This is a genomic window from Shinella sp. WSD5-1 (genome assembly GCF_963942435.1).
Lineage (GTDB): Bacteria > Pseudomonadota > Alphaproteobacteria > Rhizobiales > Rhizobiaceae > Shinella > Shinella yambaruensis.
The window spans coordinates 1,934,532-1,947,897 of sequence record NZ_OZ012596.1 but is presented as its reverse complement, the minus strand read 5'-3'; the positions used below and the strand labels follow the sequence as shown (position 1 = coordinate 1,947,897).

General features: G+C 67.2%; 15 protein-coding genes. 8 read left to right on the top strand and 7 right to left on the bottom strand.

What is annotated here, in order from left to right:
* The first annotated feature begins 120 nt into the window (after positions 1 to 120).
* From AABQ55_RS09445 to AABQ55_RS09435, 3 genes are all read left to right on the top strand, one after another.
* Positions 121 to 954, top strand: coding sequence for an aldo/keto reductase (locus tag AABQ55_RS09445; RefSeq protein ID WP_272804838.1), 834 nt, complete (start codon positions 121 to 123; stop codon positions 952 to 954).
* Between the two features lie 118 nt (positions 955 to 1,072).
* The gene (locus AABQ55_RS09440) at positions 1,073 to 1,960 is read left to right on the top strand and encodes a serine hydrolase domain-containing protein (RefSeq protein WP_272804837.1); all 888 of its coding nucleotides are present in this window, start codon (positions 1,073 to 1,075) and stop codon (positions 1,958 to 1,960) included.
* Between the two features lie 72 nt (positions 1,961 to 2,032).
* Entirely contained in the window at positions 2,033 to 3,187 is a 1,155-nt protein-coding gene (locus AABQ55_RS09435; RefSeq protein ID WP_272804836.1) for an MFS transporter, read from the top strand.
* Positions 3,188 to 3,449: 262 nt separating this feature from the next.
* Here AABQ55_RS09435 and AABQ55_RS09430 read toward each other — a convergent pair whose 3' ends face one another.
* On the bottom strand, positions 3,450 to 3,839 hold the full coding sequence (locus tag AABQ55_RS09430; RefSeq protein WP_244769894.1) for a hypothetical protein: 390 nt from the start codon (positions 3,837 to 3,839) through the stop codon (positions 3,450 to 3,452).
* Here AABQ55_RS09430 and AABQ55_RS09425 point away from each other — a divergent pair.
* The 3 genes from AABQ55_RS09425 (at position 3,838) to AABQ55_RS09415 (ending at position 7,766) form a co-directional block, all read left to right on the top strand.
* Complete coding sequence (locus tag AABQ55_RS09425) at positions 3,838 to 4,002, top strand: hypothetical protein (RefSeq protein ID WP_244769893.1); 165 nt, start codon at positions 3,838 to 3,840, stop codon at positions 4,000 to 4,002. The two genes, AABQ55_RS09430 and AABQ55_RS09425, sit on opposite strands and share 2 nt — an antisense overlap.
* 81 nt (positions 4,003 to 4,083) lie before the next feature.
* Positions 4,084 to 5,649 carry a helicase HerA-like C-terminal domain-containing protein gene (locus tag AABQ55_RS09420; RefSeq protein ID WP_272807422.1) on the top strand — a complete coding sequence of 522 codons (1,566 nt, stop codon included), beginning with the start codon at positions 4,084 to 4,086 and terminating at the stop codon, positions 5,647 to 5,649.
* Positions 5,650 to 6,239: 590 nt separating this feature from the next.
* Entirely contained in the window at positions 6,240 to 7,766 is a 1,527-nt protein-coding gene (locus AABQ55_RS09415; protein ID WP_272804835.1) for an ABC-F family ATP-binding cassette domain-containing protein, read from the top strand.
* 258 nt (positions 7,767 to 8,024) lie between these two features.
* Here the strand turns inward: AABQ55_RS09415 and AABQ55_RS09410 are convergent, their stop codons facing one another.
* From AABQ55_RS09410 to AABQ55_RS09385, 6 genes are all read right to left on the bottom strand, one after another.
* On the bottom strand, positions 8,025 to 8,774 hold the full coding sequence (locus AABQ55_RS09410; RefSeq protein ID WP_272804834.1) for an RES family NAD+ phosphorylase: 750 nt from the start codon (positions 8,772 to 8,774) through the stop codon (positions 8,025 to 8,027).
* Positions 8,734 to 9,111, bottom strand: a complete 378-nt coding sequence (locus AABQ55_RS09405) for an MbcA/ParS/Xre antitoxin family protein (protein ID WP_245082246.1) — start codon at positions 9,109 to 9,111, stop codon at positions 8,734 to 8,736. Before AABQ55_RS09405 ends, AABQ55_RS09410 begins: the two co-directional genes overlap by 41 nt.
* Positions 9,112 to 9,181: 70 nt before the next feature.
* On the bottom strand, positions 9,182 to 9,574 hold the full coding sequence (locus AABQ55_RS09400; protein ID WP_272804833.1) for a VOC family protein: 393 nt from the start codon (positions 9,572 to 9,574) through the stop codon (positions 9,182 to 9,184).
* 12 nt (positions 9,575 to 9,586) lie between these two features.
* Positions 9,587 to 9,877, bottom strand: coding sequence for an ArsR/SmtB family transcription factor (locus AABQ55_RS09395; protein WP_272804832.1), 291 nt, complete (start codon positions 9,875 to 9,877; stop codon positions 9,587 to 9,589).
* Positions 9,878 to 9,991: 114 nt separating this feature from the next.
* Complete coding sequence (locus AABQ55_RS09390) at positions 9,992 to 10,168, bottom strand: hypothetical protein (RefSeq protein WP_245082251.1); 177 nt, start codon at positions 10,166 to 10,168, stop codon at positions 9,992 to 9,994.
* 152 nt (positions 10,169 to 10,320) lie between these two features.
* Positions 10,321 to 10,743 carry an organic hydroperoxide resistance protein gene (locus tag AABQ55_RS09385; protein ID WP_272804831.1) on the bottom strand — a complete coding sequence of 141 codons (423 nt, stop codon included), beginning with the start codon at positions 10,741 to 10,743 and terminating at the stop codon, positions 10,321 to 10,323.
* 113 nt (positions 10,744 to 10,856) lie between these two features.
* On the opposite strand from AABQ55_RS09385, the gene AABQ55_RS09380 reads away from it, so the two are divergent.
* Positions 10,857 to 11,348, top strand: coding sequence for a MarR family winged helix-turn-helix transcriptional regulator (locus tag AABQ55_RS09380; RefSeq protein ID WP_245082253.1), 492 nt, complete (start codon positions 10,857 to 10,859; stop codon positions 11,346 to 11,348).
* A gap of 96 nt (positions 11,349 to 11,444) precedes the next feature.
* Positions 11,445 to 13,364 carry a sensor histidine kinase gene (locus AABQ55_RS09375; protein WP_272804830.1) on the top strand — a complete coding sequence of 640 codons (1,920 nt, stop codon included), beginning with the start codon at positions 11,445 to 11,447 and terminating at the stop codon, positions 13,362 to 13,364.
* Positions 13,365 to 13,366 lie beyond the last annotated feature (2 nt).

The window sequence follows — 13,366 nt, the reverse complement described above, 5'->3', positions numbered from 1 at the left end:
CCCTTGCCCCCGCCGGGGCGTTACCGCCTCATTCCCGGCAGTTCCGAACGCAAAACCGCCACGCAGATTTGCTGGAATTGCCTGCGCTCCGGCGGGCCCCCAACCTGAAAGGAGAATGTCATGAAAACCGTCAACGCCAATGGCGCCCACATCCCTCAGCTCGGCTTCGGCACGTTCCGCATGCCGGAACCCGAAGTCCTCGCCATCCTGCCGAAGGCACTCGCCGAGGGCTTCACCCATATCGATACTGCCCAGGTCTACGACAACGAGGCCGCCGTCGGCGCGGCCATCGAGAAATCCGGCATCGCGCGCGGCAGCCTGTTCCTCACCACCAAGGTCTGGGTCGACAATTACGGCCGGGACAGGTTCGCCGCCTCGGTGGAGGAGAGCCTGAAGAAACTGAGGACCGACCATGTCGACCTCCTCCTCCTGCACTGGCCGAACGAGACGGTGCCGCTGGAGGCGCAGATCGGCGAGCTCAACGCCGTGCGCGAGCGCGGCCTTGCGAGGAATATCGGCGTCAGCAACTTCAACAGCGCCCTGATGGCCGAGGCCGTGCGCCTCAGCACCGCGCCGCTCGCCACCAACCAGGTCGAATACCATCCCTATCTCGACCAGATGAAGGTGCTGGAAGCGGCCGAGACCTATGGCATGGCGCTCACCGCCTATTACGCGATGGCCGACGGCAAGGTGCCGAACGATCCGGTGCTGAAGGAGATCGGCGCGGCGCATGGGAAATCGGCGGCGCAGGTCGTGCTGCGCTGGCTGATCCAGCAGCCCGACGTGGTGGCGCTCACCAAGACGGCGACCGAAAGCCGGATTGCCGAGAACCTCGCCGTCTTCGACTTCGTGCTGTCACCGGACGAGATGATGCGCATCCACCGGCTTGCCCGCCCGGACGGCCGCATCGTCAGCCCCGACGGCCTCGCCCCGGCCTGGGATCGCGCCGCCTGACAAGTCCTCGCCCCCTCCTGCGGCGCGGGCCGCGGGAGGGTTTCACACAAAAGCCTCCCTACGCTCCTGCCGTCATGCCAGACTTGGCCTTCGATTCCCCATCCGCCGGGAGGCCCTGTTGGACGACCTCGAGACATTGCTTGCCGCCGGCGGCTCCACGGCGCTGCTCGCCGTCCGGGGCCGCGAGGTGGTCTATGCGCGCGGCTTCCATGCCCACCGCTCCAGCGTCGCCTCGGTGCGCAAATCCCTGATCGGCATCCTCTACGGCATCGCCGTCACGGCCGGCGAAATCGACCTCGACGCCACGCTGGGCGATCTCGGCATCGACGATCTTACGCCGCTGACGCCGCAGGAGAAGCAGGCGACCGTCGCGGACCTGCTGAAATCCCGCTCCGGCATCTACCACCCCTGCGTCTACGGCATGGAGCCGGGACGGCCTGCGCGCGGCAGCCACGCGCCGGGGACGTTCTGGTACTACAACAACTGGGATTTCAACGCCCTCGGCACGATCTACCGACAGCAGACCGGCCGCACGCTTGCCGGGGCATTCCAGGAATATGTCGCCGGACCGCTTCAGATGCAGGATTTCGCGGTGGAGGACGTTTTCGATGTTCCCGGCCCGCAATCGCGCCATCCCGTCTACAAGATGCGCCTTTCCGGCCGGGACCTGGCGCGGGTCGGCGTGCTCTTCCTCGAAGGCGGCCGATGGGAGGGCCGGCAGGTCGTGCCGGAAACGTGGGTGGCGCAGAGCACGCGGCCGCTGACCGATCTCGGCGGCGGGCGCGGCTATGGCTATCTCTGGTGGACGGCGGAGGCGAATGCGCCGGGCGACGACCTTTCCACGGACTGGCCGGTCTTCTATGCCAGCGGCGCGGGCGGCCAGTACATCATCGTCATCGAGGCGCTCGGCCTCGTCGTGGTGCACCGGGCGGCGGATGTCGACAAGGGCATCGGCCATGCGCAGATGGGGAGGATCCTGCGCGCCCTGCTGCGCACCATCGCCTGACCCGCCCCTTCCCAAACGGGGTCCCGATCCGATATGGAGGGTGCGCGCACGCCGCGGCGCCGGGAGCCCTTCATGCAGTCCTCATCCTCAACCGTCTTCTCGCCGGACTGGCCGGCCATTGCCGCCGTCATTCTCGGCGTCACCGCCTTTTCCGTGGCGCAGGGGCTCACCTATCCGCTGATCTCGCTGACGCTGGAAGCGCGCGGCTTCTCCCCGGCGCTGATCGGCGTCAATGCGCTCGCCTTCGCCGCCGGCCTTGCCGCTTCGACGCTGCTGCTCGGCAGCCTGACGGCGCGCTGGCGGGCCGACCGGCTGATCATCGCCAGCCTCGTCGGCTGCTCGCTGTGCCTTGCCACCTTCGCGGCGTCGTCCTCCTTCACCGTCTGGTTCCTCGCCCGCTTCCTGCTCGGCTTCTTCGCCAGCCTCATCTTCATGCTCGGCGAGGCCTGGCTCAACGCCGCCTGCCCGGACCGGCTGCGCGGCCGGGTCTCCGGCATCTACGGTGCCGGCATGTGCGCCGGCTTTGCCGCCGGGCCGCTCGCCATTCCGCTCCTCGGCAGCGAGGGCGGGCTCGGTTTCGCGCTGACCGCCGTCTACCTCGCCATCGTCGCCTTTGCGACCGCCATGCTGATGTTCTCGACCAGGACGGTGCCGGAGCCCTCCTCGACGGGCGACGTCTTCCGCTTCTTCAAGGCCGCGCCGCTGCTCGTCGGCATGGTCTTCGCCTTCGGTTTCGCCGATATCGCGGCCATCTCGGCCATGCCGGTCTATTTCGTGAAGATGGGGCATACGGAGGCCTTCGCGGCGATCAGCGTGACCGTGCTCGCCCTGCCGACGGCGATCGCCCAGCCCTTCATCGGCCTCCTGCTCGACAAGCTGCCGCGCGAACGCGTCGCCCTTGCGGCCGTCGTCGTCGCGGCGGCGAGCTATCTCATCCTGCCGTCGATGCAGTCGGAAGTCGCCATCCTTTCGGTCTTCGCGCTGATGGGCACGGCCACCTTCTCGCTCTATACCTGCGCGCTGACCATGCTTGGCGAGCGCTACAGCAGCGCCATGCTGGTGGCCGGCGCCGCCGCCTTCGCGCTCGCCTATGCGGCAGGCAGCGGCGCGGGCTCGGCCCTGACGGGCGCGATCATGGAGGCCGGCGGGCCGAAGGCCGGCCCACTCTCCGTCGGCATCGGGCTGACGCTCTTCACCGCGGCGCTGATGATCGCGCGGCGGCGGTAGGGACGTTTCCTCTATCTGCCGGCAGAGGTGAGGTTGCCTATTGCGACACCCCCCTCTGGCCTGCCGGCCATCTCCCCCTCAAGGGGGGAGATCGGATGGAGCAACGCTTTGCCTCTCTTCAACGGTGCTGATCAAGCTAGGTTTGCACGTCTTGCCAATCTCCCCCCTTTTGAGGGGGAGATGGCCGGCAGGCCAGAGGGGGGTATCGCAATAGGTGACGCTCCTGCCCTACCCTTGTCGGGCCGGGCTTACAGTGGCCCGATCAGACGAACTGGCTGAGGCCCGGTACGGAGGCGACGACTTCGTCGACCACCTCGGCACCGGCATGCTCGCGGGCGACCGCCATGGTTTCCTTGGCAAGGCCGGTGATCTCGCCCATGCCGAGGCCCTGGCTCATCAGCTGCTGGCCGAGGCCCATGACGCCGCCGCCGCCGATCGCGCTCATCAGCCCGCCGAGCAGGCCTTCGCCCGCGCCCTCGCCATTGTACTTGGCGACCAGTTCGGACGCGCCCGGAATCGCCTCGATCATGCGGGCGACCGGGCCGTCGGCGGCCTCGCGCTGCAGGAAGCCGAGCATCATGCCGATGGCCTTTTCCGCCAGGGCGGCGTCGATGCCGACGGCATCGGCAACGCGGGTGACGAGTTCGTTCATGGAAAACCCTCCGAAAGGAATTGACGTTAACGTCAAGGTAAATGAATTGTCCGGCAAACTCAAGCCGGCTGCGCGGGCCTTCGACACGCGGGCAGGCACCCCTTCAAAGCGTGTTGTTCCCGTGCCGGACTATCCTTATAACCTGCCTGAGACGATTCAATGAAAACCTGCCCGGCGCGGCGATCTGCCCGCCGGCAGCGATCGGGTCAGAACGGCGCCAAGGAGTTTCAACGTGACGGAATCCATTCTTCAGGACGGAAAACTCTATATCGGCACCAGCCGCAAGCCGGACGATACCAACAACAAGCCGGAATATCTGGAATTGAAGTTCGGCAACCGCCACGGCCTCGTGACGGGGGCCACCGGCACCGGCAAGACGGTGACGCTGCAGATCCTCGCCGAGGGCTTTTCCAATGCGGGCGTGCCGGTCTTCTGCGCCGACGTGAAGGGCGACCTCTCGGGCATCGGCGCCATCGGCGAGGCCAAGGACTTCCTGCAGAAACGCGCCGACCAGATCGGCCTTGCGCCTTACGAATTCCAGCAGTTCCCGGTGATCTTCTGGGACCTTTACGGCGAGAAGGGCCACCGCGTCCGCACCACGATTTCCGAGATGGGCCCGCTCCTGCTCTCGCGCCTGATGAACGCGACGGACGCGCAGGAAGGCGTCATCAACATCGCCTTCAAGATCGCCGACCAGGGCGGCCTGCCGCTGCTCGACCTGAAGGATTTCCAGGCGCTGCTCAACTACATGGGCGAGAACGCCTCGGCGCTCTCCAGCCAGTTCGGCTTCATCTCCAAGGCCTCGGTCGGCTCGATCCAGCGCGAGCTGCTGATCCTCGAACAGCAGGGCGCCGAGCAGTTCTTCGGCGAGCCGGCGCTGAAGATCTCCGACATCATGCGCACGACCAATGACGGGCGCGGCGCGATCTCGGTGCTCGCCGCCGACAAATTGATGATGAACCCGCGCCTCTACGGCACGTTCCTGCTCTGGATGCTCTCGGAGCTGTTCGAGGTGCTGCCGGAAGTGGGCGATCCCGACAAGCCGAAGCTCGTCTTCTTCTTCGACGAGGCGCACCTTCTGTTCAACGACGCGCCGAAGGTGCTGGTCGAGCGGGTCGAGCAGGTCGTGCGCCTCATCCGCTCCAAAGGCGTCGGCGTCTATTTCGTCACGCAGAACCCGCTCGACGTGCCGGAAACCGTGCTCGCCCAGCTCGGCAACCGCGTGCAGCACGCGCTGCGCGCCTATACCCCGCGCGAGCAGAAGGCGGTGAAGACCGCCGCCGACACCTTCCGCCCCAACCCGGACTTCAATTGTGCCGAGGTCATCACCAATCTCGGCACGGGCGAGGCGCTCGTCTCGACGCTTGAGGGCAAGGGCGCGCCCTCGATGGTGGAGCGCACGCTGGTCCGCCCGCCGGCCTCGCGCCTCGGCCCCGTCACCGAGGCCGAGCGCAGGGAGATCATGAATGTCAGCCCCGTCGCCGGTCTCTATGACGAGGATTTCGACCGCGAATCCGCCTACGAGATCCTGACCGCCCGCGCCAAGAAGGCCGCCGAAGCCGCCGCCGCGCAGGAGCAGGCGGAAGAGCAGCAGGCCAGCACCCAGTCCTCCGGCGGCAGCCGCTGGACCCTGCCCGGCTTCGGCGACGACGAACCCGCCGCCCAGCCCGCCCCCAAGCAGCCGAAGGCGCGCTCCGGCTACCAGCGCGAGACCGTGGCGGAAGCGGCGATGAAGTCGGTCGCCCGCACCGTCGCCTCCTCGCTCGGCCGGGCGCTGGTGCGCGGCATCCTGGGGAGCTTGCGGCGGTAGGCGCTGCTCGGCCCTGCCGATGGGGTAGATACCCCTCTTCCCTGCCGGACATCTGCCCCGAGGGCAGGTCATCGCATATGGAATTCGACGGTGCCATTCTCCCCTTCTCCCCCGCGGGGAGAAGGTGGCCCGAAGGGTCGGATGAGGGGGCGGCTCGGACGTATCGTTTGCGCCTTCGCCATCCCCCTCATCCGCCTGCCGGCACCTTCTCCCCGCGGGGGAGAAGGGGATGGGGCCACGGTTTCCTTTTAGAGGCGTTAGCCCTGCCCTTGTGGAGGGAGATGCTCTGCGGGGCAGAGGGGTGCTTTCCCCTCTCCGCTTGCCAAACACCACACGCCAATGCTACCCCTTCCCCGTTCGCAACATGTAACAGAGGGCTGCGCGTGAAGACCGACTTCCTGCCGAACCGCACGCATGGTCCTGATCTTGCCCTGCAGATGCGTTTGCAGGGCTGATCGGAACGAACACACTCTTCTTCTGGTCTGCCTCCCGGCGGGTGCGGTTTCAGCCGCATCCATCTTTCCTGAGCCATTCCGCGTGATCGACGGCCAATGCCGCACCGCGGGGCTCCGAAGACCAGAGATCGTTCCATGTCGCTCATCACTATCCGCGCCCTCGGCGTCACCCTCTCCACCCCGCTTTTCGCCGATCTCAACCTTTCCGTCGCCGCCGGCGACCGGATCGGCCTCGTGGCGGCCAACGGGCGGGGGAAATCCACCCTGCTGAAATGCATCACCGGCGCCTTCGAGCCGACGACGGGCGAGATTTTTCGCGCCCGCGGCCTCACCATCGGGCATATGGAGCAGGACCTTCCCGCCGGCCTCGAGGCGCTCACCTTCCGCGAGGCCGTGCTCGGCGCGCTTTCCCCCGAACAGCAGGAGAGCGAAGGCTGGCGGGCCGATGTCACGCTGGAGGAGCTGGAGGTGCCCGAGGCGCTGCGCGAGCGGCCGCTTTCCCAGCTCAGCGGCGGCTGGCAGCGCATCGCGCTGATCGCCCGCGTGCGCGTCGGCGAGCCGGACGTGCTGCTGCTCGACGAGCCGACCAACCATCTCGACCTTTCGAAGATCGCCCGGCTGGAGGGGTGGCTCGCGGGCCTGCCGCGCGACATGCCGGTCGTCATCTCCAGCCACGACCGCGCCTTCCTCGACGCCGTGACCAACCGCACGCTGTTCCTGCGCCCCGAGCGCTCGCAGCTCTTCGCGCTGCCCTATTCGCGCGCCCGCGCGGCGCTCGACGCAGCGGACGCGGCCGAGGAGCGGCGCTTCGAGAAGGACATGAAGGCGGCCCAGCAACTGCGCCAGCAGGCGGCCAAGCTCAACAATATCGGCGTCAATTCCGGCAGCGACCTCCTGGTGGTCAAGACCAGGCAGCTCAAGGAACGGGCCGAGCGGATCGAGGACGCCGCGCGGCCCGCCCATCAGGAGCGCCCGGCCGGCGCCATCCGCCTCGCCAACCGCGGCACCCATGCCAGGGTGCTGGTGACGCTGGAGGATGCCGCCGTCGGGACGCCCGACGGCACCCTCCTCTTCCGCACCGGCCGGAAATTCCTCTGCCAGGGCGACCGCATCGTGCTGCTCGGCCGCAACGGAGCCGGCAAGACGCGGCTCGTCCGGCTGCTGCGCGCGGCGATCGCGGCAGCGGGCGCCAGCCATGAGGGCATCAAGGCGACGCCCTCGCTGGTGCTCGGCTATGGCGACCAGGCGCTGTCGGACCTTTCGGACGCCGAGACGCCGCACGGCACGATCATCCGCCGCTTCGACATCGGCGACCAGCGGGCGCGCAGCCTGCTCGCCGGCGCCGGGCTTTCCATCGAGATGCAGGGGCGGCCGGTGGGGCTGCTCTCCGGCGGGCAGAAGGCGCGGCTCGGCATGCTGGTGCTGCGGCTGACCAACCCGAACGTCTACCTGCTCGACGAGCCGACCAACCATCTCGACATCGAGGGCCAGGAGGCGCTGGAGCGGGAGCTGACGGCAAACGAGGCGAGCTGCCTCATCGTCTCGCACGACCGCGCCTTCGTGCGGGCGGTGGCCAACCGCTTCTGGGTGATCGAGAAGCGGCGGCTCATCGAGGTGGACGGGCCCGAGGCCTTCTTCGCCGAGGCGGCCTTGCGGGGGTGAGTCGTCCGCTGCCTGCCGGATTGCCCCCGCGAGGAACAGGACTATCGCCCATGGAAGGAAACCGTCGCCTCCTCCCCTTCTCCCCCGCGGGGAGAAGGTGGCCCGAAGGGTCGGATGAGGGGGTGGCTCGGACGGATCGTTTGCGCCTTCGCCATCCCCCTCATCCGCCTGCCGGCACCTTCTCCCCGCGGGGGAGAAGGGGATGTGTGGCACCGTCGAATTCCATATACAATGTCCCCTGCCCGGAAATGGCGGCCGTCAGCCGATGCGCGGGTCGCCGCGAAAATCCTCGCGGGAGAAGCCGATCCGGCGCGGCGGGTGATCGCACAGCGCCTGCACGCCGAGCGGCGAGAGCCGGATGCGCCAGGTCTGGCGCTCCACCGGCCTTGGCGCGGCAAAGGCGGAGGCGGTGAGAAGCGCCATGTTGGCGCCGCCGGCCGGATCGCGCACCGAGCGGTAGATTATGGCGGCAAGGCCGGCCGCCCGCGCGCCGTCGGTGAGCGCCTGGCAGGCGGCATAGTCGGTCGGGTGCGTCCAGAGGGCGGCGTCCCTGTCGAGCGGCGAGGCGGTGAGGTCGAGCGCCGCGCCGGTCTCGACGAGGGCGGAAAAGGCGGTGTAGTCGGCGGCATTGGCCGGGAGCGGCGTTGCCGGCGATTCGGCGAAGAACAGCAGCCGGTAGAAGGCCATTTCGGACAGCGCCGTCTCGACGGAAAGCCCGGCATAGTAGACGCCGAGCGTGCGCCCGGCGCGGCGGAAGCGCGAGCCGTGCGGATAGACCGCGCCGTAGCGGAAGGGGGTGGCGAGCAGATAGTCGAGGCCGGCGCATTCCGGCGGCAGCACCGGCTTGCTCTCCTCCAGAAGGTCCTCCAGCAGCGCCTGTTCGTCCAGCGTGTCGACGAGCTTCAGCGTCGAGACGCGGTGCTGCGCCTCGACGAAACGCCAGACGGGCCCCGAAAAGGACCGCGCCTCAGACGAGAGCGCGGCGGGCGTCCAGATAGGCAAGGACATCGACAAGGCCGGAAATGGAGACGATGCGATCGACGGGGCGCGCGCCGAGCACGCTGTTGTCCGCCGTCATCCAGGCGCGGGCGACACCCTCGTCGCCGCCGGTAATGGCATCGAGCGAGCGGAAGAGGCGTACGAGCAGCACCGCCAGCTCGAACGGCTTGGTGCCGCGCTCCAGGAGCACGTCCTGCCGCTTCAGCCGCGACACGGTCGCCTCCGAGACCCCGATGACCGCCGAAAGGATGCGCGCCGTCAGCCCCAGCCGCTCCGCCGCATTGACGGCCGCCTTGGTGAGCACGGCGCCTTCGGCATTGGCGTTGATGACGGGCTTGCGCTGCATGATACGATCTCCTTTCATGGGAAAGAATATAGCAACTCTTTTTCCCATGACAAGGGTTTCGCACCCTTTCCTAGGCATCCTTCATCTCGATGATCTGGATGAGGTTGCCGCAGGTATCGTCGAACACCGCCATGCGCACGGGCCCGGCATCCATCGGCGGCTGGGTGAAGGCGACGCCGAGCGACACGAGCCGCTGGTGCTCGGCATCGAGATCGTCGACCTGGAAGGAGGCGATCGGGATGCCGTCCTCGACGAGCGCCGCCTTGTAGGGTCCGACGGCCGGATGGCCGCTCGGCTCGAGCAGCAGTTCGGTGCCGTCGGGGTTTTCCGGCGAGACGACGGTCAGCCAGCGGTCTTCGCCGACGGGCACGTCATGCTTGACGCGAAAGCCCAGCACGCGCGTATAGAAATCCTCGGCCTTCGCCTGGTCGTCCACGGGAACGCTGGTGACATAGATCCGCATGGTTTTCCTCCTTCAGAGATGGGTTTGCAGCCACTGCCCGACGGCCGCGCGCAGCGGGCCGGCATCGAGCGTGTGCAGCTTCGTGCGCCCCGACCACTCGACGCGCACGAGGCCGGCCTTTTCCAGCATGTCGAGATGCTGGGTGATCGCCTGCCGCGACAGGGTGACCCCGTCCTGCGCAAAGGACAGGGCGCAGATCTCGAACAGGGACTGGCGCGGCCGCTCGCGCAGGCGATCGATGATCCTGCGGCGGGTCGGATCGCCCAGGGCCTTGAAGATGCGGTCGAGGGCATCGTCGTCCATGGCGAAGAATATGCAATAAAATCATTGCATGTCAAGGCGGCGCCACGCGCGCACGACAAAAGGCCCGGAGGCTGGGCTCCGGGCCTTTCGCTCAAAGGTCTGTGCCGGGGATGTCTACTTGCAGACCTTGATCTTCTTGATGACGACATTGCCGTAGTAGTCGTAGGCCTTGACCTTCTTGATGAAGCAGTGCGGCTTGTAGCCGTAGCTGTAGTAGCCGGCCTGCGAGGGGGCGGCGAAGGAGATGGCGGCAACGGCGGCGATGGCGGCGGAAACGATGATCTTGCGCATGGGGTCTCTCCTGATCTCTCTTTGGGGATGAGCCTCTCTCATCCGGTGATCAGAAGGTCTCACATCGCCCCGCCCCGCGCTGTTCCGCATGGAACACGAAAAGGCCGCCCGGAGGAATTTCCGGACGGCCTTCTTTCGATCTGCCGGCCTGGTCAGGCGACGGTGGTCTTGACGTCGAGATTGCCGCGGGTGGCGTGGCTGTAGGGGCACACGACATGCGCCTTCTTGACGAGGTCCTCGACCACGGCCTTGTCGACGCCGGGCACGGAGACTTCGAGCGAGGCCTCGAGGCCGAAGCCGCCGCCATCCTCGCGCGGGCCGATGCCGACGGTCGCCGTGACCTTGGCGTCATCGGGGATCTTCACCTTTTCCTTGCCGACGACGAACTTCAGCGCGCCGAGGAAGCAGGCCGAATAGCCGACGGCGAACAGCTTTTCCGGGTTGGCGCCGGCCGCGCCGTCGCCGCCGAGCTCCTTCGGCACGGTGAGCGTGACGTCGACGGTGCCGTCCTCGGTTGCGCCATGGCCGGCGCGGCCGCCGGTTGCGGATGCCTTGGTTCTGTAGAGAATGGGCATGGATGTCTCCTTCCTGGTTTCGTTGGCGATGGACTCTAGATAGCGCAAAATTAGATTGCGCGCAATATGATTTTGCAAATTGCAATTTCGGCCATTTGTGCGACAATGGCAGCATGACCGACAAACGTGACGAAGCTGAGACGGACGATATCCCGGCGGGCATGCTGGCGCTGGACCAGCAGCTCTGTTTCGCCGTCTATTCGGCCGCCCATGCGCTGAACCGCACCTACAAGCCCCTGCTCGATCCCTACGGCCTCACCTATCCGCAATATATCGTGCTGATGACGCTGTGGGAGGAGGACGGGCGCACGGTGAAGGCGCTGGGCATGACGCTGGGCCTCGATTCCGGCACGCTCTCCCCCCTCCTCAAGCGGCTGGAGGCGGCCGGCTACATCCACCGCGCCCGCGACAGGAGCGACGAGCGCCAGGTCCTCGTCACGCTCACCGGCAAGGGCCATGCGATGAAGCGCGAGGCCGTGGGTATCCGCCGGCAGATCGGCAAGGCGACCGGCTGCTCGCTGGAGGCCCTGCAGACCCTGACGGCCGACCTGCAGGCCCTGACCGGCCGGCTCGATGCCGGCGCCGCGCAGGACGACGCCGCCTGAAAAGCGGGATTTTACCGGGTCCTCCCCTTGCGGGACCTGTTCGCGATTCAACCTTCGCGCTAGAGTGCGCGCGGGCGAGCCGCGAAGGGGGCATTCTTGAATCCTGCATGGTCCTGGCTGAGGGCGAACGCCGCCGCAAGCCTCTGGTGCATGGCCGTCGGCCTTTCCATGATGGCGCTCTGGCTGGCCGAGCCGGCGGGCCTTGCCGAGCGCCATCCTTGGCTGTTCGGCATGAAGTTCAATGCCGCGCTCGCCTTCGTCGTCATCGGCACGGCGCTCGGCCTTGCCGCGCGTGGCCATGCGCGCCTGCCGGCGCTGATGATGGCGCCGGTCTTCCTCTACGGCGCGCTCGCGCTCTCCCAGCACCTTTTCGGCATCGATGCCGGCATCGACACGCTGCTCCACACGCCCTTCGTCGATATCGGCACCAGCCTGCCGGGGCGGATCGCCCCCAACACGGCGCTCTGCCTGATGCTGCTCAGCCTGGCGCTGGCGCTGCGCGCGCTCACCGGGAAGAACAGTGCGGTGCAGGTGGCGCTCGGCTTCGTCACCGTTATCATCGCGGCGGCCGCGCTGATCGGCTATGCGATCGCGCTGGATTTCGCCCATGACTGGATCCGCTTCACGCGCATGTCGTTCCAGAGCGCCAGCTGTTTCGTCGCCGTCGGCATCGCGCTCATCTTCACCGGCACGGAGGCGACCGGCTTCCACCGGGTGACGCTTGCCGGCGTGCTCGGCCTTGCCACCTATCTGCTGCTGCTCGCCATGAGCTACTACGAGCTGGCGCGCTACGAAGCCGCGTTCGGCATCACCTTCTCGAACAGCGATGCCAGCGCCCGCTCGACGCTCTCCTCGCTGGTGCTGATCTCGGGCGTCCTCTACGGCGCCCTCGTCGCCCATCTCTATGTCTCCTCCCGCCGCGCGCGCCGCATGGCGGCGGACCTTGCCGAAAGCCGCGCCCGCCTCACCGCCATCATCGACAATGCCGTGGACGGCATCGTCACCATCGACGACCGCGGCATCATCCTGTCGGCCAATCCCGCCTGCACGCGCATCTTCGGCTTCACGCCGGAGGAGATGGTGGGCCGCAACGTCAGGATCCTGATGCCGGAGCCCTATCACAGCGAGCACGACCGCTATATCGCCAACTACAAGCGCAGCGGCGAGGCGAAGGTCATCGGCATCGGCCGCGAGGTGGAGGGCCGGCGCAAGGACGGCTCCGTCTTCCCGCTCGACCTTGCCGTCGCCAAGCTGGAGCTCGACGGCACGGTCATCTACAGCGGCATCGTGCGCGACATTTCCGAGCGCAAGGCGAGCGAGCAGGCGCTGATCGACGCCAATGCCGAGCTGGAGGAATTCGCCTACCGCACCTCGCACGACCTGCGCTCGCCGATCGCCTCCTCGCTCGGCCTCCTCACCATCTCCAAGGACATGCTGGCGGAAGGCGAGCTCACCGCGCTCGGCCAGACGCTGCAGCGCATGGAGCAGAATTTCCGCCGGCTCGACCACCTGATCCAGAACATCATCACCATCACCCGCAACCGGCTGATGGAGGAGGAGGCACGGCCCATCGCGCTGCGGGCGCTGATTTCAGAGGCGATCGACGCGCTCTCGCATTTCGAGGATTCCAAGCGGATCCGCATCGAAAATCATGTGCCGGCGGAATTGACAATCGTCAGCAAGCCGTCGAAATTCCAGGTCATCGTCGGCAACATGCTCTCCAACGCGGTCAAATATCACGATCCGAAGGAGGCGGAGCCGGCGATCGACATCCGCGCCTTCCGCTATGCCGGCAAGCTGCGGCTGTCGGTGGAAGACAACGGCCTGGGCGTTCCGCCCGCAAGCCGCCATTTGTTGTTCAAGATGTTCAAACGGCTGCACCCGAACCGGTCCTTCGGCAGCGGGCTCGGCCTCTACATATTGAGAAAGAGCGCGGAAGCCCTCGGCGGCACGGCGCTCTATGAAGCTAGAGATAAGGGCAGCCGGTTCATCATGGAACTGCCCGACGGGGACTGACC